Source organism: Acaryochloris marina MBIC11017 (assembly GCF_000018105.1).
Classification (GTDB): domain Bacteria; phylum Cyanobacteriota; class Cyanobacteriia; order Thermosynechococcales; family Thermosynechococcaceae; genus Acaryochloris; species Acaryochloris marina.
In genome coordinates this window covers 6,020,337-6,038,324 of sequence record NC_009925.1, presented here as the reverse complement: position 1 = coordinate 6,038,324, position 17,988 = coordinate 6,020,337, and the positions used below count along the sequence as shown (strand labels likewise).

The 17,988-nt window shown below is 43.5% G+C and carries 13 protein-coding genes and 1 riboswitch; of the genes, 5 read left to right on the top strand and 8 right to left on the bottom strand.

Translation table 11 applies throughout. From position 1 onward, the window contains the following. Window positions 1-17: 17 nt before the first annotated feature. On the top strand, window positions 18-704 hold the full coding sequence (locus AM1_RS26920) for a hypothetical protein (protein ID WP_012166108.1): 687 nt from the start codon (window positions 18-20) through the stop codon (window positions 702-704). Window positions 705-808: 104 nt separating this feature from the next. On the opposite strand, the gene AM1_RS26915 is transcribed toward AM1_RS26920, so the two are convergent. The 3 genes from AM1_RS26915 to AM1_RS26905 all read right to left on the bottom strand — a co-directional run bounded on the left by AM1_RS26915 (window position 809) and on the right by AM1_RS26905 (window position 7,438). Further along, window positions 809-3,577, bottom strand: coding sequence for a beta strand repeat-containing protein (locus AM1_RS26915; RefSeq protein ID WP_012166107.1), 2,769 nt, complete (start codon window positions 3,575-3,577; stop codon window positions 809-811). A gap of 391 nt (window positions 3,578-3,968) precedes the next feature. Then, window positions 3,969-4,619, bottom strand: coding sequence for a hypothetical protein (locus AM1_RS26910; protein WP_041660602.1), 651 nt, complete (start codon window positions 4,617-4,619; stop codon window positions 3,969-3,971). A gap of 236 nt (window positions 4,620-4,855) precedes the next feature. After that, a complete protein-coding gene (locus AM1_RS26905) occupies window positions 4,856-7,438 on the bottom strand; it encodes a CHAT domain-containing protein (RefSeq protein ID WP_041660600.1) in 2,583 nt (860 codons plus the stop codon). A 788-nt stretch (window positions 7,439-8,226) separates the two neighbouring features. On the opposite strand from AM1_RS26905, the gene AM1_RS26900 reads away from it, so the two are divergent. The 3 genes from AM1_RS26900 to cobW all read left to right on the top strand — a co-directional run bounded on the left by AM1_RS26900 (window position 8,227) and on the right by cobW (window position 11,555). Continuing rightward, window positions 8,227-9,633, top strand: coding sequence for an NACHT domain-containing protein (locus AM1_RS26900; protein ID WP_012166104.1), 1,407 nt, complete (start codon window positions 8,227-8,229; stop codon window positions 9,631-9,633). Further along, window positions 9,634-9,774, top strand: a riboswitch (cobalamin riboswitch). It begins immediately after the preceding gene. A 19-nt stretch (window positions 9,775-9,793) separates the two neighbouring features. Beyond that, window positions 9,794-10,465 carry a HupE/UreJ family protein gene (locus AM1_RS26895; RefSeq protein ID WP_012166103.1) on the top strand — a complete coding sequence of 224 codons (672 nt, stop codon included), beginning with the start codon at window positions 9,794-9,796 and terminating at the stop codon, window positions 10,463-10,465. Window positions 10,466-10,493: 28 nt separating this feature from the next. Continuing rightward, window positions 10,494-11,555 (top strand): cobalamin biosynthesis protein CobW, encoded by a 1,062-nt coding sequence (gene cobW, locus AM1_RS26890; protein WP_012166102.1) that lies wholly within the window; start codon window positions 10,494-10,496, stop codon window positions 11,553-11,555. Window positions 11,556-11,560: 5 nt separating this feature from the next. On the opposite strand, the gene AM1_RS26885 is transcribed toward cobW, so the two are convergent. The 4 genes from AM1_RS26885 to AM1_RS26870 form a co-directional block, all read right to left on the bottom strand. After that, complete coding sequence (locus AM1_RS26885; protein WP_012166101.1) at window positions 11,561-12,616, bottom strand: PilW family protein; 1,056 nt, start codon at window positions 12,614-12,616, stop codon at window positions 11,561-11,563. Continuing rightward, complete coding sequence (locus tag AM1_RS26880) at window positions 12,613-13,458, bottom strand: pilus assembly FimT family protein (RefSeq protein ID WP_049783794.1); 846 nt, start codon at window positions 13,456-13,458, stop codon at window positions 12,613-12,615. Before AM1_RS26880 ends, AM1_RS26885 begins: the two co-directional genes overlap by 4 nt. 37 nt (window positions 13,459-13,495) lie before the next feature. Further along, complete coding sequence (locus AM1_RS26875; protein WP_238549097.1) at window positions 13,496-14,089, bottom strand: PulJ/GspJ family protein; 594 nt, start codon at window positions 14,087-14,089, stop codon at window positions 13,496-13,498. A gap of 355 nt (window positions 14,090-14,444) precedes the next feature. Further along, on the bottom strand, window positions 14,445-15,770 hold the full coding sequence (locus AM1_RS26870; protein ID WP_238549096.1) for a diguanylate cyclase: 1,326 nt from the start codon (window positions 15,768-15,770) through the stop codon (window positions 14,445-14,447). Between the two features lie 222 nt (window positions 15,771-15,992). On the opposite strand from AM1_RS26870, the gene AM1_RS26865 reads away from it, so the two are divergent. Further along, a complete protein-coding gene (locus tag AM1_RS26865; RefSeq protein ID WP_012166097.1) occupies window positions 15,993-16,880 on the top strand; it encodes an aspartoacylase in 888 nt (295 codons plus the stop codon). A gap of 57 nt (window positions 16,881-16,937) precedes the next feature. Here the strand turns inward: AM1_RS26865 and AM1_RS26860 are convergent, their stop codons facing one another. Beyond that, window positions 16,938-17,795 carry an alpha/beta hydrolase gene (locus AM1_RS26860; protein WP_012166096.1) on the bottom strand — a complete coding sequence of 286 codons (858 nt, stop codon included), beginning with the start codon at window positions 17,793-17,795 and terminating at the stop codon, window positions 16,938-16,940. Window positions 17,796-17,988 lie beyond the last annotated feature (193 nt).

Sequence of the window (17,988 nt, the reverse complement as noted above, 5' to 3'; positions counted from 1 at the left end):
CAAGTCATGTGTGGGGAATGGAAAAGCAAGAAAAACGAGAGCCTATTACACATCAAGACTCTAGTTCTAAGCAAACGGATCAACAAAAAACATCTGCAAAGTCCGGTCAAGTTAAGAAAGATAAGCATGTGCCCACATCTTCGACTTTTGAGGCGGTGTTCAACAGTATTTTTGAGATGTTTAAGCAGCGCCCGGAACCCTCTTTGGTGGGCAGGGGAAATCTTTGTTTAATCTCTCCAGGCGTATTGGGTCAGACTAATGTAATCTGGAGCAGTCAACCTCTATTTTTATGGCGTGGGGAAGTGTCTAATCTGCTGGTGCGAGACTATGACACAGATGAGGTAATTTGGCAGAGATCAGACCTAACTGGCAAGGAACAGGTTGCATTCGATGGCAAGCCCTTGCAATCGGGGCAAGCCTATATTTGGGAAGCTTCCAATTCTGAAACGACTGTTCGATATGAGTTTGAGGTAATGCCATCAGCAGAGCGTCAACTGATAGCGGCTGAATTAGCCAAGGTCAAGAAATCACAAAATCCTAAACTCTCACAAAAGCATACAGACCTGAACTCAGCCCAGTATTTCGGGGAAAAAGGGCTGTGGTCAGATGTATTTCAAATACTTTATTCCACCGATGGATCTTCGATTAATATGAATCAACGTCTGGATTTATGGTCAAGTTCCGTTTGCCGCACTGACCCTTAAAGATTGAGTCATCTAACAATAAAGAGCCCATTTGATCAAAATTTTGGGAACTTTGATCATTAATCCAGAACTATATAATTTTAGATACGCTGTTCACTGGAAAACTAAGTTTTTGGGCATCTAGCTTGGGTTAGTCCTGCAATATGAGCTAAAGGCGGTTGTGGTTCTGCTGTTAGAACAAGTTGACCTTGTTTATTCGTTTTCCAGCCTTGAGCTTCGATAATTAAGTGTGGACTATCGGTCACCTGACTCGTTTCAACTCTAGAGGAGGGCTTTGTCGCTGAAGTATTTTGGCCCTCAGGGGCAATCCATTCAGTCAACGTCGAGTTTTGTCGTAATGTCTCCGTTGGATTAGCGGGTACTCCTCCCCGTCCAGTAACGGTAAATTCACTAATTTCACTGGCAAGTTCTCCTGAGTGTCCGATACAAGCCTGGGACACTAAACTAGAAGGATCTACGACAGCAGCGGGGAGATCCACTAATCCTTCAGTGGGGTCGGTTTCAGGAGTGTCAATACTGACGGTTCCAGATAACCCTAATTGAGAACTTGCAGAAATATCACTAAAAGGGGTCAAATCATCCACCACTTGAAAACCAAAGATCGCCTCTGTTTGGATGGATATATTTCCACCTGTACCGGTGAAGGCATTGGCCGTGATGTCATTATTTTCAAACGGATTCGCCACAATAAATTGAGCAAAAATATTGATATTACCCCCATCGCCAATCTCTCCATTGCGACCCGCGGTGGCTGATATTCTGCTTTGATTTTGCAATTGCAAAACATCACTAATTCTCAGCCCGATATTCCCCCCTTGCCCGCTTGTCGTTTCGGCAGAAATAAACCCGCCATTTTGCAGGGTAAGATTACCAGCCAGTAAATCAATATTCCCTCCAGGCCCTGTCCCTTGGCTATCAACTCTAATCCCAGCATTATCACGAATAATGACTATAGGAGGATCGACGAAAATATTCCCTCCAGGCCCATTGGAGCCTGGATCAGTATTGGCAAATAGACCACTATCACGTCCTTCTAAGACGATACTATCTAGGACCTGGAGGGAAATATTTCCTGCAGCGCTGGGACCTGAAGTAGTAGTCACTAATTGACCACCAGAACTAATTTCTAATAGATTTGCTTGGACAAAGATGTTCCCGCCGATTCCACTATCAGTTGTACGAGCATCAATGACTGCCCGATCAAATAGTTTGAATAATTGAGTATCGATGATGATGTCACCCCCAGCTCCACTGCTAGTCGTAGTGGTAAATACCCCACTCGAAGGACCGCTTGCACTGAAGCTACCGGATTTAATTTGTATGGTTCCGGCAGTACCTGGACCAGTGGTTGATGCTGAAATTGTTGCCCCATTCTGAATACGAAAGGATCCCGTATTAATAGTAATATCCCCAGCAGGCAATGGGCTGCTACTTTCAGCGGAAATGACGGTATCTTGCCCGTCAATTAATACATAATCTGAAGCATCGATGGATAATGTACCAGCTTGTCCTAAACTGCCCCGAAGAGATGCAACAGAAATAGTACCGCTATTAGTAACAGAGAGACGCTTTGTTTTAAGGTTAATATTTCCACCATTGCCAGTAGTCCCTGATCCAGCAGTTCCTACAAATAAATTACTTACAAAGGTTAAACCATTTGAAGTTGTTATTTGACCAAATATATCTATGGATTCTGTGGCTTCAATTAGTAGATTTCCAGCATTACCCTTAGCACCAAAGAACGTTGTACTGTCAATTTGTCCACCATCACGTAGAATAAGCTGCCCTGTATGTATTGAAATTTCACCAGCATCATTACCAGTAGTGAAGGCTGATATAGCACTACCTTTATCAATAAGTACATATTCAGAAGCCCTAATAATAATGCTACCTTTCGTGCCTAAGAATATAGTACTAGCATCAATAATAGAAAAATCGCTAAGAGAAAGACGCTTAGCACTTATAGAAATTTTGCCATTATTCCCATCACCTACGCTAATTGAACTCTGATTGCTAAGTTTAAAAGACTCTGTAGCCTGGACATTAATACTCGCACCAGGTAAATCATCAATAAAGTTAAAGGCTGTGATTGCTGATCTATCCACCAATGATATGTCTTTTCCATATATACGGATAGGCCCAGCAAAAAAATCAGACGTGTCAATAAATGCACCTTTTGAAAGGCGGATAATCTGAAAATTCTTTACAGGATCAAAATTGAGAGTAAATCCTTCAGAGGCTTTTTTAAGTCCTACAACTGAAAAATCATCAACACTCGCCAGCTCAATTCTACCTGATGGGGCAGCTAAAGCACCTCCTTGGAGAAATAGACCATTACCAATGAGCACCAACGACTTACCTGGCTGAACACTCAGAAAAGGATCTAAAAAATCTCCCGTAATACCAATACTAGAAGCATCTTTACCCAATTGAAGACCAGTCGGCATGCTCATTGTCAAAATAGGAGCTTCATTAGTGTGAGTACTAAAAAAATGGCCATCTTCAAAGTTTATTTGATTAGCTGTACTTGCTACAAATGAACCATCAATATTGAGTTGGGAACCTTGACCAAAAAAAATTCCTTTAGGATTGACAAGAAATAAATTAGCGTTAGCAGTAATCAAGCCATCAATATACGATGGGTTAGAACCTGTCACTCGACTAATAATATTCTCAACAGAAAGATTTTTAAAGATTACTGAACCATTTTTAGGAATAGAGAAATTCCTGAAGCTATGGAATATGTTTTTTTGGTTAACTATTACACCTCCAGAAACAATAAAATTTTGCGCATCAGAGGTGGAAACTACAGTTGGAATTGTTAGTGTATTATCACTAACTACTTGAGCATGACATAAGCATCCCCAAGGCATACTGAAACTTATCAAACATAGAGTTCTAAATATAAAGTTATTCACTCTTGAATTTTCACTCATTTTAAGCAAGAAAAATCAACATAAATTCATCTAAAATCTTGAAACTATTCTTCATTTCATGCATTCAAATTACATTTCTTCTAAATTCAGAATGCTAATTTTATCAAACATTACATTATAATTATCAAAAGAAATATGCAATTTAAAATAAGTCATCATCTTCTTATACTTTGGATTTAAAGAGACTTATATATGATGCATCTTACATAGGACAACTGTTGGAGAAGATTATCTTCTCCAACAGTAAACAACAGCAATAAGTTCATTAAGGATAAAATCCAACTTAGAAAACTAGCTAATTGTAGCTGCCATACAAGAGTTGTAGGACTCAAGGCTGTATGTTACATAGACGGCAATGAGGACCAAAATACCATCCATTGTTAATCCCATTATTAAAGGCAGGACAGACGGGATTCTTAGACAGAACGCAAGTAGTACTGTCATCAGCTATAGAGCAGTATTTATCAAACAGAGCATCAATTCTGCTTTGTGCTTCAGGTTGGCTTATTTCACCCATACGTCTTTTCACATAGGGAATACTAGAGCTTGCAGCAATCCATGAATAGAAATTACTACTTTCTTCTTTTGCATCTTTTGCTTCACTTGATTCATATTTTGCTATTCGATATGCCTCTAAAGCAAGCTCATTTCTTTCCTTCGTATCACACCCTTTCTGTCTGCGAAAATCACCAAGTAAGAATTCATCTCCTAACTGTATATAAGCTGTTGCAGCATTAGGATCAGGAGTATTCTGACGCTTTACTTTGAATTTATATGGACACTCCTCCTTTTCATCTAAGCATTCGCGAGGACAATCACTATCATTTAGTATGATTGATTCATATAGGGTTGCTGTAGAATCCGAAGTACACTTCCAGGGTTGATCATAAGCTAGAGCTGCCGAAGAAGCTAGAAAAGGTAAACTCAATGCAAATACAAATATCAAAACCTGGGAAAAAATATTTCTATGCTTAGACATTTTGCAACCTCACTAATGAATACTTAAACAACTTTAAAATACACCATTCACATTTAACCTTGCTTGCTTTTATTAAAAAGTTTTTATAAATTCCAGACATTAACTGCTTTATAAATCTACTATCAATAAAGTATTTTTATCCGAGGATGGTGGTTTTCGATTAGCTGCACTTTTTGCTAGCTTTATAATAAGCATCATTTTCGGGATTAAAATGAGATTTTAGTGACCATAATAAGTTATTTCCAGTTACCTAATAAAATGTAAGATGACCAATAGCTTGGATGCTGTCTGTTTAATTTTATAAGCATTTCTTTTTGTGCAACTTGCAACGCTCTAGCTTTTGACATGTCATTAATATTGAGTAATTCATAAAACCTTGCCATTAATATTGACGTGGCTTGATCATCAACTTGCCATAATGTTGCCAGCGTGGTTCTAGCTCCTGACCTCGCTGCCATACCAGCTAATCCCAAAGCAGCCCGACTATCTCCAACTGCTGTTTCACACGCACTTAACACCAATAATTCAATAGCACTATCCTTTCGTAATTCCCTTGTCCTCAGCAAATCGCGAAGTTGAGTAATATTAACTTTATCCTCCCAAGTCAGCAAAAAGGTATCCTCTAGCTTTGAACTAAATTGACCATGAGTTGCTAAATGCACCACTGAATAAGGTTCAGTACTTACTTCTCTTTGGAATGCCGACCTAGTAAAAGCTTGATTGAGTAAATTTCGGCTAGAAACTATAGTCCCAATTTGATTCAATTCGGATTCAACATAAGGCAAACCAGAAAAACCTTGAACAGGTTGAGATAAACCAGCGGTTAGCACTTTTACCTGATCTAAAACTAAGGGTTTAGGTTCAACCAATTGCAACCCTGGTGTAACAGAAACTGCGTATCTCTCCACTAAATAACTCTCACCATCATGCAAGGCAGACATGGGTACATTTCTCAATACTCCATCCAAAACAAAAACCAGCGTTTCCGTTTTGCTATCGATAAAGTCAGCTTCCGCTGGACGGAGCAACCAATTATAAACTTGCTGAGAAAGAGCTAAATATCTCGTACTATTGGGCTGCCCTAAAGACAACCGCAACCTATCAACTGTCCTCTCTACTTTGTTTGACGAAACCTCAGTTGAATATAACCGTAATTTCTTACCCGGCAAACTTACAATTACCGCCACCCGTTTCGGCAAAATAATAGGATAAACAACTGCAGCCCTGGGATCAATTTCATCAATCACTACCGGGTTTGCATCCAAACAGGCTTCTCGAAAAAAGTTATCTAACTCCGCCAACTGCAAAGATTCAATGGTTAAGCGTGCAGCCTCCAAGTTCTTGCTACTTGGCTGTCCTTCCTCTACTTCTAAAAGCAAATCCACCAACTGCCGATGAATGGGTTCCACATTATCCCGAAACGAAAACTGCACTTCCGGGTTCACTGCAATCAAGTCCTTCCGCAGTAACTTCAGCGTTTGAACCGCTCCAGAGTATGCAGAAATCGCTTTATCTCGATTCCCCTGCACTTTTTGCAATCGCCCTAACTGCCATTGCCAGCGAAATGCAATTTCTGGGTCATTAATTGCCTTCTTCAATGCCTGTTGAGTTAACCGTTCCGCCTCAGCCCATTGCCCCGTCTCCTCATACAACGCACCCAACCCACCCAACACATAGGATTCTGCCCGACCATCCCCTAAAGTCTTCGCTTGCTTTAAAGCCTGCCTGAACAATTGCGCCCGGATCGCAACCGTGTCCATACTTGTGCTACGCAGTTGAGACAAACTATGAACCACATTTAAATAGGCAAAGATTGAAGATCGGCTAAGTGGTAATTGTTGCAAGCTGGCAGAAACCTGTGGCCATAAACCCTCCGCTTGGGCAAATTGCTTCATTTGAACCAGCAAACTGAACTGATTTAAAAAAGCCTGAACTTGACTTTCGTCAGATTCAGTGGCCAATTGCTCATAAATCCTCAAAGCAGCTTGCAACTGCATTGGATCATTCTCCCCTTCAGCCCTCAACACATTTCCTAAACTTAGCTGAGCTGCAGCCTTATTTTTCAGCAAGTCCAGCCGCCCAGCCATTTCTACACTTTTTTCCAATGCTTCCCGCGCATCAGGCAACTCGCCTGCCACCCGGAGCGCTTCCCCCAGACTTCTCAGCGCCACCACTTCAGTCAACGAATCTGGCTGCTCCGCCAAGTCAGTCGTAACTTTTCTAAGGGTTTTAATTGATCGGCGATACTGCCCCATCGACTGTAACGCCTGGGCTTGATTCACCCGACTGCGAGTCACTGCTTCTGTATCGCCAATCTGTGTAAATATCTCTTCTGATCGTTGCCAAGCCTTCAATGCCAACTGGGCTTGCCCTTGGGCCAACTTTAACTGCCCTTCAGTGTTCAGCACCTGCGCTAATAACTGTCCTGCCTCAGGAGTCGATTGCCCTTGTAATAGTTCAAGACTCTGTTCTATGGCCTGATTTGCTTCGGGCCATTGTCCCAACTGCTCATAAACCAACGCTAAATTACTCAGAGCAATCGCTTCACCCACCCGATTATCTCGCTGTTGATACTGTCCAACAGCTGCGCGCAATACATCAGCCGCTTGAGGAAATTGTCTAGCGTCAAAAAGAGCTTTTCCTCTTTGCTCTAAGTTATTTGTATTAGCAACCCATACCTGCTCAGTAGGTTCTGCTAACACCCTCTCTTCTGAAAAAACAACAGTAATCGCGAACATACACCCCACACCCAGCAGGGATAGGCATAATCGATGCCAGCTTAGATACGAGAGAAGTTCCCGTTGATATTGCTTCTTCATAGATAACAAGGGATAAGACACCACTACAGAGCATCTGCAACAGTAACGCAGATGACATTCTCTAAAACTTCACCAACTAACAAAGTATTAGAGGCATTTTGAGTTCTTAACCCACAACCAAAAATTTTCGTACTGATTTGGAAGGTGTATCACGATAAAAATTCCTAGAAAGACAAGACTTCTTTTCAGGAGTAGAAGCGCAAGAAACCATCCCTTTACTTAAGGCAAGAAAAGGAGTCTAACCGATCCCCCACCTAAGTAAAAGATGATGCCGCGACTACTTGATTTTTGAAACAGTTGGGCGATGTAGAACAGTTCTATTCACTCAACGACAGATATCACCATTCAGTTGAAATCATAATATGTGAAATTCTGGTGAAGTCAGTGACTCGAAACAAAAAATAATCTTTTCTATATTATTCGGAAAAATATTAATCAATTATGCATCTTTTTCATAGGTTCGGCATAAGTTATTTACTGCCAGAGGTATCAGTCATTAGGTGATATTTCCATCAGGAATAGTGGCATTAATTTATACACAAAAACAAATCCATCTTTCCAGACTGACCTCCTTAATCACAATTGGGGGTGATCTTTTTGGGGGTTGATAGTTTGCATCTGTCATCACCTGCCAAATAATATCAGCAGCAAGCATCACCCTAAACCCTCTCCTGCATTAGAGATCAACGATCTATGGCTGATCAACACAATCGAGCATTAAATCCCTAATTAAGACAGCCCATCGTGCTGATGTTGCTTATCTCTCTGATCTCACCATGAACACTAGTATGAAACTCGAAGAGGCCCTCGAAGTCATCGATACCGCCTTAGCCCCTGATCAAATCAATACCTTACACCAAACCATTTTTTGCATGGCTTGGCAGGGTAAAACCTATGAAGAAATTGCTGAAGCGAGTCAATATGATTTTGACTATGTCAAACATGTTGGCCATCGATTTTGGCAGATCCTATCTGAGGCTTTATCCCAAAAAGTCACCAAGCGAAATCTCCATGTCGTATTTCGCCGTTGGAAAGCCAATCAGTTGCACCAGCGCAACCACCCTGAACCCGATCTATCACCGAAACAGGGTTTAGTTAAAGGGACAAATCCGATACAAACAGGACATCCACAACGATTACCCACTATTTATTGCTCTCCCAAACCGTTGTCCCCAGATTCCTCGACCAACCATCTGAATCACGCTTCACTTTCCCTAATTTCTAGCCCACAACGAACCCTTGCCCAATGGATTTCAGGGGATCAGTGTTGTCTGATCACCCTGTTAGGACAGGCAGGGATTGGCAAAACAATCCTTGCCCAACAGCTCATTAGGGACGTTCAAGACGAATTCGAACACATTATTTTCTACTCCCTTCGAAATGCCCCTGTATTTGCAGATCTCTTCGAGACGATTCTCAATGCAATACCTGATGTTCCTAGTACCAACCTTCGATCCCTCCCCCTTTCTATGGATGTAATGGTTTGTACCCTGGTAGAAATCCTGCAAAATCACAGATTGTTGTTGGTACTCGATAACTATGAGATGGTTCTCCAGTCTCAACAGCTGGGGAACTTATATCGCCCTAGCTATGACGCATATGGCTACCTATTACGATTAGTTGATGAACTGCCTACCAAAAGCTGTCTTCTCCTCACCAGTCGAGAATGTCCCATTGGTCTGGGCCTCAGAGAAAGTCGCTTGGTACGGTCCTATCAACTGCCAGGGTTCACCCCCACTGAGACCCAACACTATTTCGAACATCTCGGTATCCCCACATCCCTTGAACTCGCCCAATCAATCAGTGAATACTATGGCGGCAATCCCCTCGCCTTGAAAATTATTGCCGACACGGTTCGTACTTTATTTGATGGTCATCTGAAAGAGTGGTTGAACCAAGGTCAAGGTAATATTGGCCCCATTCAACAAATGATTGAACAACAACTGAACCGGCTTGCTCCCATAGAACGACAGTTGATGGCATGGTTGTCGAATCAATCCCAACCCGTTAACGTCTCAGACATTCACCTGCAATCAGTAGGGGACCAGATCGATTCCTCAATCGACTTAATGAATGCACTGCAGTCTCTGCATATGCGATCGCTAATTTGTATCCACCAATCTCGGGTTTCCCTTCTTCCCTACCTTAAAGACTATTGTTCACAATCCACTAATCGAATGGTGAGTCAGACATGATACGCTAAGGTTCACATCGGTTTTAGTGGGGAACAGCCACTAAAATAATGGGGAAAGTTTGGTGCAAGTCCAACACTGTCCCGCAGCTGTAAGCAGACTATCTCTGTAAGTCAGAACGCCCACCGATGTCCCCCGTAAACACTTCTGCGAGGTACAGAAAGTGGCGAAAAAGATTGGTCTCTCCAGACTTCGATCTGGGAAATTTTTGATCTGGCGAACGATCAGTGCCAGCTTAATATCTGGGTTAGGGCTTGCTAACTCTGGTGCAGCCCTTGCTCATCATCCCTTTGGCGGTCAAACACCCACCAACTTTATTGAAGGCTTTTTATCAGGTCTTGGTCATCCGATGATTGGCATCGATCACTTTGCCTTTGTCGTTGCTGTTGGCTTGATGGCTGCTATTTTGCGACATGGGTTTTGGGTGCCTGCTGCGTTTATAGCGACCGCTCTCTTGGGAACGGGCATCCATCTCCAAAGTTGGGATTTACTCGCCCCGGAATTCTTTATTTCCATCTCCATTGTGATCTTGGGTGGATTGCTAACCCTTAAGCAAGGTCCAACTCTCTGGCTGAGTACTAGCATCGCCGCAATAGCAGGCGTCTTCCACGGCTATGCCTATGGCGAAGCCATTGTCGGTGCAGAAATAACACCGCTTGTCTCTTATTTAGCGGGTTTTTCAGTGATGCAGCTGGCGATCGCAGCCTTAGCTTATATCTGTGGTAAAGCCCTTAATGCTAACGCTGTAAAGGATTCAGTCCTGCCGACACGATTTGTCGGATTTGCGATCGCAGGCATGGGCCTCGCATTCCTTAGTTCAGTCCTTCTGGGCTAATTCAGTTATTTATCCCTATTAAAAAATCATGCATAAAATTCCCGTAACGGTGGTTACCGGCTTTTTAGGTGCGGGTAAAACCACCCTGATTCGTCATCTACTGCAAAATAATCAAGGCCGCCGCATTGCGGTCATGGTCAACGAATTCGGCGAAGTCGGCATTGATGGAGATTTGCTGCGGACCTGCCAAGTCTGTGAAGAAGAAGAAGATGCGGACCAAAATATTCTAGAGCTGACCAATGGTTGCCTCTGCTGCACGGTCCAAGAGGAGTTTTTGCCCACTATGCAAAAACTTTTACAGCGGCGTGATCAGATTGACTGCATCGTGATCGAGACCTCGGGGTTGGCTCTTCCTAAACCCTTAATCCAGGCCTTTCGCTGGCCTGAAATCCGCACAGGAGCGACGGTAGACGGGGTGATTACGGTGGTGGATTGCGATGCGATCGCATCCGGTACCCTGGTAGGCGATCTAGACGCACTAGAGTCCCAGCGCCAAGCCGATGACAGCCTTGATCACGAAACCCCAATCGAAGAACTGTTTGAAGATCAATTGGCCTGTGCCGATCTAGTCTTACTCACCAAGGCAGATTGCGTCGAACCGAAGGATCAAGAACGAGTCCAACACTGGTTGCGTCAAGAACTTCCCGACGGCGTTAAAGTCTTACCCTGTCATGCAGGACACGTAAGCCCTGATTTGTTATTGGGCTTTAATGCAGCGGTTGAGGACCACCTAGACTCTCGCCCCAGTCATCACGATCACGAAGAGGAGCATGATCATGATGATGACATCAATGCGATCCAGGTGATCGTTGACCAAGAATTTGACTCGAACGCACTATTAACTAAACTGCAAGCCTTGGTTAAAACCCATGAGATCTATCGGATTAAGGGGTTTGTGGCCGTTCCCCAAAAACCGATGCGCCTTGTGATCCATGGCGTTGGACAACGGTTTGATTCCTTTTATGATCGTCCCTGGCAACTGCAAGAAGCTCGTCAAACAAAGCTAGTGTTTATCGGTGAGAATCTCAGCCAACTCGATATCGAGACTGCCCTTCTCCAACCCACTGCAGAACTTTGTCTGCAACAGTAGGATCTTTACTTCGTAAGACACACGGTATTGCTTTCGGGGCTCGTCACCACCCCAGTGGTTGCAGTCACTGAATAGCAATGCTGTTCGCCAATACTCCCCGACAACGCCACTGAAGCGGAAGAATTGCTCCCACTGTAAACTTGCGATGTATTGGTGACGATCACCTGCTGCACCACATAGGTGGTCAATGCCGTTTGACCAGACCATGTCCAAGACAAATCCACCGTATCGGTATCAGGCAGTCTTGTCCCCGTCAGGACTGGGACAGTCTGGGTATTTCCCAAACGGGAGGTGGCGGTACTACTCAAACGATGAATTTCGACATCCGATATATTGCTTCGCATCAGCAAGTCCACCTGTGTCCCCTTAACGCAGGCTTGAAACCCCATGGATCCAACGAGTACACCCGGTGCTGGGCAAGGGGGAGACTCATCATTCGCAGTTGCGATCGCATCCACCAAAGTATCGCTAGCAATAGGATCACTACAAGGATTAATGCTACCGTCCAACTCTGGAATCCGACCATATCGAAAAATTGAGTTGGGGGGAAGCCAATCTTGCCCGCTGGCCCGCACATCATAAACCACCCGGTCATAGTTTGCTGGCTGCGGGGGCGCAACACCAGCATTGGGGCCATCTACTGGACAAACCTCAGGAATGGACGAATTAATGGGGATTTCCAGATATAGGACCAATGTTCCATAGGCCCCCAGATCAGTCAGGTTTAATCCTGCATCCGTAACCACATTGGCCAAGGTCGAAGAGTTTGAAGCCACAACATTATTGGTGCGATTGATACGATTGGCCATTCTGATCTCATTGCTAATGAAATCAAAGGCTCTACTCAGGTCATGGCGTCGGGCAGCAACAGATTCAGTTTTTTTGTTAGCTTGGGAGGCGGTAATCACCCCAAACCCAATTACACTCGTCACCAACCCTGTAATAATTGTTGCCGCAAGGAGTTCTACCAAGGTTACGCCCTGCTCATGCCATTGAGGATGGTCCTGCAGGGTAGGCTGCCTCACAAACTGCTGTAAACACCAATGTTGGAAACGTCTCATTGCTGATCCCATTTCTCTGCAATGCAACGTCCCGTCGTCGTAATTGCCAACGGCGTCATCTCGCCGGTATAAGTCCCCACTCGGGTCAGTCCCAAAGTATTCGAAATAGCAATACAACGTTTCGTCCCTTGGGTATTATCAGGGAAAAAGAACACAATCTTGCCACTAGGGTCAGTCGGGCTACTCCCATCACTAACAATCGAAAAGTCGGGGTTACCCAGAACGCCAAATCGAATGGGAATATCATAGGACACTACGGAAGAAGATGTCCCTGGTGAATCCTCATCACCCACAAAATCACCTGCTAGTTGCACACACTGTCCAGAGCTGAGTGGCCGACAGGGTGAAATGACTTGTACAACCATGCCCGCATGGGAAGCTCGATCTCCATGATCTGGTGAATCTGACAAGGCAATTAAAGAAGGAGAAACACCATTACTCACCCCTTGCACAATCTGGCTATCCGATATGACCCGACTCTTTTGACTCGTCAGAGGATTCGAACCGTCATTGGTTAAATTTGTAGCGATAGAAATTTCTGAAGCTAAATTGCGATCGCCCGTCTTTAAACAGGACCCTGTCACCTTCCCTTCCACAAAATTGAGGGTAACGGTACAAACTTTATTACCGCGGATCGCTTCCCGTTGGGTTTCGTTCAGAGCAGTCCGAACTTCAGCAACGGTTTGCTTCAGTTTGGCTCGATTCAGCATTCCCCAAACCCCCGGCGCAGAAATGCTAGCAACAATCCCCAAAATGGCCACAATCACCATCTTCTCTATCAAGGTAAATCCAGATACCGGAGATAACTTGTACGGAGGCAATTTCAAGTTGTTGGGGAGCATCACGAACCTCAGGACTTAAAACGGATATCGGAACGAATTAAGGACACTTGAACACAGCATGGGGGATCACTTCAGTATTAACTATCGCAATCGGCTTGCTTTCCCCCTCTGCCGTCACCTGGTAAGTCACATTTAACAATCGAAATGGGTCCGATGAACTAGCATAATTGGCTGTGCGCGTTAGTGTATAGTTTTTTCCCCCCAAAGCCCTCGGGCCACTAGTGGTAGAGGCCCCCCCTAAACCCACTACAGAATCATTTAGAAACCCCGCCGCTAAACCATTACTACTCAGAGTTGCTAAACATCGAGAAGAATAGGGTTGGGTCGCTACTTCATACTGGGTCGCTTGATTAACCACCATTTCCAAGTCTTCTTGGATCCAACTCACTGCTTCATCATATTGAGTGGCCACAACGCGAAACGCAGCAGAGGTAACAATGGCTTGCATCGTCATTGAGACAAAAACAGCGGCAACAATCATCGCCACGAGTACTTCTATCAACGTAAAACCCATCTCTCGACTGTCAGCACAAGTTGGACTGGCTGGCATCAATTTCAATTCCAGCACCAGCCGCTGAATCAGATTCCTCACCTCACTTTGACGCATCATCATAGCCTCATCAGCGTTCAAATCTTACACTCATCAAATGATGTAGCCTCAATTCGTTCTCAATATCCGGTCAATATCAAACCTTAATTGGTGTTCTAAACTCAATACCCTTAACACTGCCATGCCCCTTCCTTGGAGGGCCTTGTAAACGTGAGGCATCAAATTTATGAAGGCATTGATAGACTCACTAACAACTTTCATTGCAAGAAATGTATCTTTACACCTAATTCTCATTATTCGTTGGTCTCGCAATTTTTTCGACCGGAGGAATACTGATATTCGAGACCTCAGGGAATTACATTCCTCCCTGTAAATCTGTTACATTCTCACTCACTCCGTAGTTTTAACTAGACTAAAGAGAAGAAAACTGAGCAAATTAACCTGGACTTGATCGAGAGACCTCTGTTGCCAAACAAACTCGATTTCGGCCCAGTTTCTTCGCTTGAAATAGGGCCTGATCGGCTTTTCGTAAAAGTGCCTCTTCTGACTGCACATCACTCGGAAATGTTGCTAACCCCAAACTTGCCGTTAGATGGATGCGATCTTCCGAAGAAATACGAATGGGTTGAATTGCAATTTCTCGACGAATACGATGGGCCACCGCCACACTGTCTTCTACAGAGGATTTGGGTAATATAATCGCAAATTCCTCTCCGCCATAGCGGCTGACGATATCCCCTGGACGCACTTCTTTCCTGAGAAGTTGAGCAACACAACATAACGCTTCATCCCCAGCCTGATGACCATAGGTATCATTTAGTTGTTTGAAATGATCGAGATCCACCATAATTAAAGAAACGGGATGTTCATCGCGTCTAGAGCGTTCAAACTCCACCGATAACCAGCGGTTAAATTCTCGGCGGTTATACACCTCCGTCAGGCCATCTAAAGTTGCTAACCGTTCTAAATCTGTTTGGCTTTGCTCTAAACTTCCTGCCATGGCATTAAAAGTATTGGCTAGGCGAGAAAACTCATCTTGGGTTTTGAGTTTAATTCGATATTTCAAGTTGCCATCTGCTAAATGCTTTACCCCCTCTTGTAACCGATACAAAGGAACCAAGATCGATCGAGATAAAGCATAGGCACAAATCACCGCTATGGTTAAAGCCAAAAGGAAAATGATGGCAACTAATAGCCTGACCCTTCCTCTGACTAATTGAGCTTGTCGAAGATTTTCAGTATTTTGAAATGCAATGAGTCGATAATTGAGCTCTTGTACATTTTGCAGTATTTCCTGCAGTTTTAACTGAAATTCGGATATTTTGGCAGTTTTATCAGCTTTATAAGCCTGACTACTAGATCCTACGATCTCTAAGCCTAAATCTTCTAGTTGATTCCATTCTTCCTGAATTCGGTATATCGATTCATTCCGTTCAGGCAATTGTGAAGGCCGAGTTAAGATAATTTTGAAATTGTAGTTAATATCAGCAGCAGTTTTTTTAAATTTAGCAACAGAAACTTTTTTTGAGGCAGTATCTTCTACATTTACAACCCCAGAAATGTCAAGCATTAATCCCTCTATTCTAGCTAAGGGGAATAATTCTTCTAGTCCAACATTTTCTTGCTTTTCAAAACTATCTATTGCCCCCTCAAAGGATACCAATGCCCCTCCTGCCAGTAATAAAAAGGGGACTAACATCGTTCCTAGACCGATGCTTAAACGCTGGCGGAGGGAGGTCTGGTGAGGAGACCTAATGCGCATAAGGAGCAAACTATACAAAGGGGGTAATTTTATTATTCCCTAATCATGAGGACTTGATAAAATTATGAAGCAGGGTATTGGTAATCCACTTAAGAGTTTTCAATTATTTTAGAAACCCCATACTTATATTTGTCATTCTTAACTACCTTTACTCCATTTTTTGCCGTATAGATTGGTAATTATGACCTCCACAAAACAATATAATGCTTTTGAGGCTATCTATTGAACACCAATCATATTCGACAGGTTGTCATTGTCGGGGGAACCCATGGGAATGAACGTATAGGATTGTATTTAGTCAAGAAATTTAATCAAGATTCATCATTACTCTTTCGACCTAACCTGACAACCAATTGTCTCATTGGTAATCCTCAAGCCTGCAAAGAAAATCAACGATACATTGAAACTGATTTGAACCGGTGTTTTATCAAAGCTGATTTAGATAATCATCTGTTAGGTCGACACGAAGAGAAACAGGCTAAAGTCCTTCACGAGCAATTAGGGCCTAAAGGGAATTCCGAAAATTTCCTATTAGATCTACATTCCACCACAGCCAATATGGGGTTAACTCTCATACTGGTAAATGACCATCCCTTTAATCTCCATTTAGCGGCCTACTTGACCCATCACAATCCTCAAGTGCGGGTCTACCGTTGGACCCAAGAGAATCAGGAGAATGCTTTTGTCAGCTCCCTGTGTCAACTGGGTTTCGCCATCGAAGTGGGGCCAATTCCCCAAGGCATCCTTCTGGCTTCCTTATTTAAGGAGACCGAAACCTTAATTCATCAAACCCTGGACTATTTAGAGCAGGTCAATCGAGGCGCCTCCCCTCCTTTACCCAAAACACTCACTCTATTTCAGCATCTTGAGGTCGTCGATTATCCAAAAACATCAAATGGAGAATTAGCAGGTATGATTCATCCTCAACTTCAAGGCAGGGACTATCAACCCCTAAATCCAGGTGATCCGATATTCTTAACCTTTGAAGACCAAACTCTTTTCTATGAAGGTTGCTCGACTGTTTGGCCCATTTTTATCAATGAAGCAGCCTATTACGAAAAAGGCATTGCCATGTGTTTAACTCATAAACAAGACATTTCACTGAAGTAGTATTGAGTTAATTCCTAATGAAACCAGGTTATTCAAGAGTCTGAACTAAATTTCTATTCAAGCTTTTTCTGGCAGTGCAGAGTGGGTCAGATGATGTTCCAACCAATGTTCCACATCCGCTAAAACCGTCTGATAACCGAGATCTAGATGAAGATCATGGTAAGCATTCGGATATTCAATATATGTTTTATCTGAATAGGTAATGCCTTGAAAGTAATCACGACTAGAGTCCGGTGGAATCGTTCGATCAGCCGCACCATGCAGCATAAGCACTGGAATTTTCAACTCCTCAACATGGGCGTTTAACCAATCCAACGTTGAGAAAAATTCTGTCGACATCCGAGCCCTACCCCGGGTATGGCGGAGAGGATCTTGAGCATGAGCCTGAACAACGGCAGGATTACGAGAGCCCGCCGATAAATCAATTCCTGTATTAAGAGCAAAACTGGGCCAAATGGAAGACAAAATTCGGCCGATAAAGAATTTAACGGGAGATAGTCCAACTTTGCCAATCGGCAACGCACTCAAAATAACCCCTTGAATGCCATGGGGGAGACGAACAACATAATCTAAAGCAATGGTTGCCCCTAAACTGTGGCCATAAATAAAGGAAGGACATCGAGGAGAGTCTGTTGTCACAAAGTGGATAAATCCCCTTAAATCTTCTCGAAATTCAGACCATCGGTTGATATAACCGCGCATTCCTTCGGACTGTCCATGTCCTCGCAGATCGAAGCTATAAACTGCATATCCACACTTAACCAGGTGGCCTACAAGGGTGGTAAACGTATTGGAGTGACTGCCTAACCCATGCACAATGACAACATTAGCCTGGACTTGATTCAGAGGCTGCCAGGTTTGGTAGAACAGGCTGAGACCTCCAACCCCTTTAAACCTGCCGCTTCGATGATTCATGACTGTCCCTTAATCGCATATCCATTCTTTACGTTACCCAAATTTTTTCTAGGTTATCCTCTCTGCCACAGTAGTCCAGTAAAGTTGGTGACCTCTTTTGATGGTTTGAAAAAAGAACAATCACACTTTCACCAACTTCAGCAGCAATTTACGCTCTCCTATGATGCGATTTGGAAGGACAGACTATCTTGTT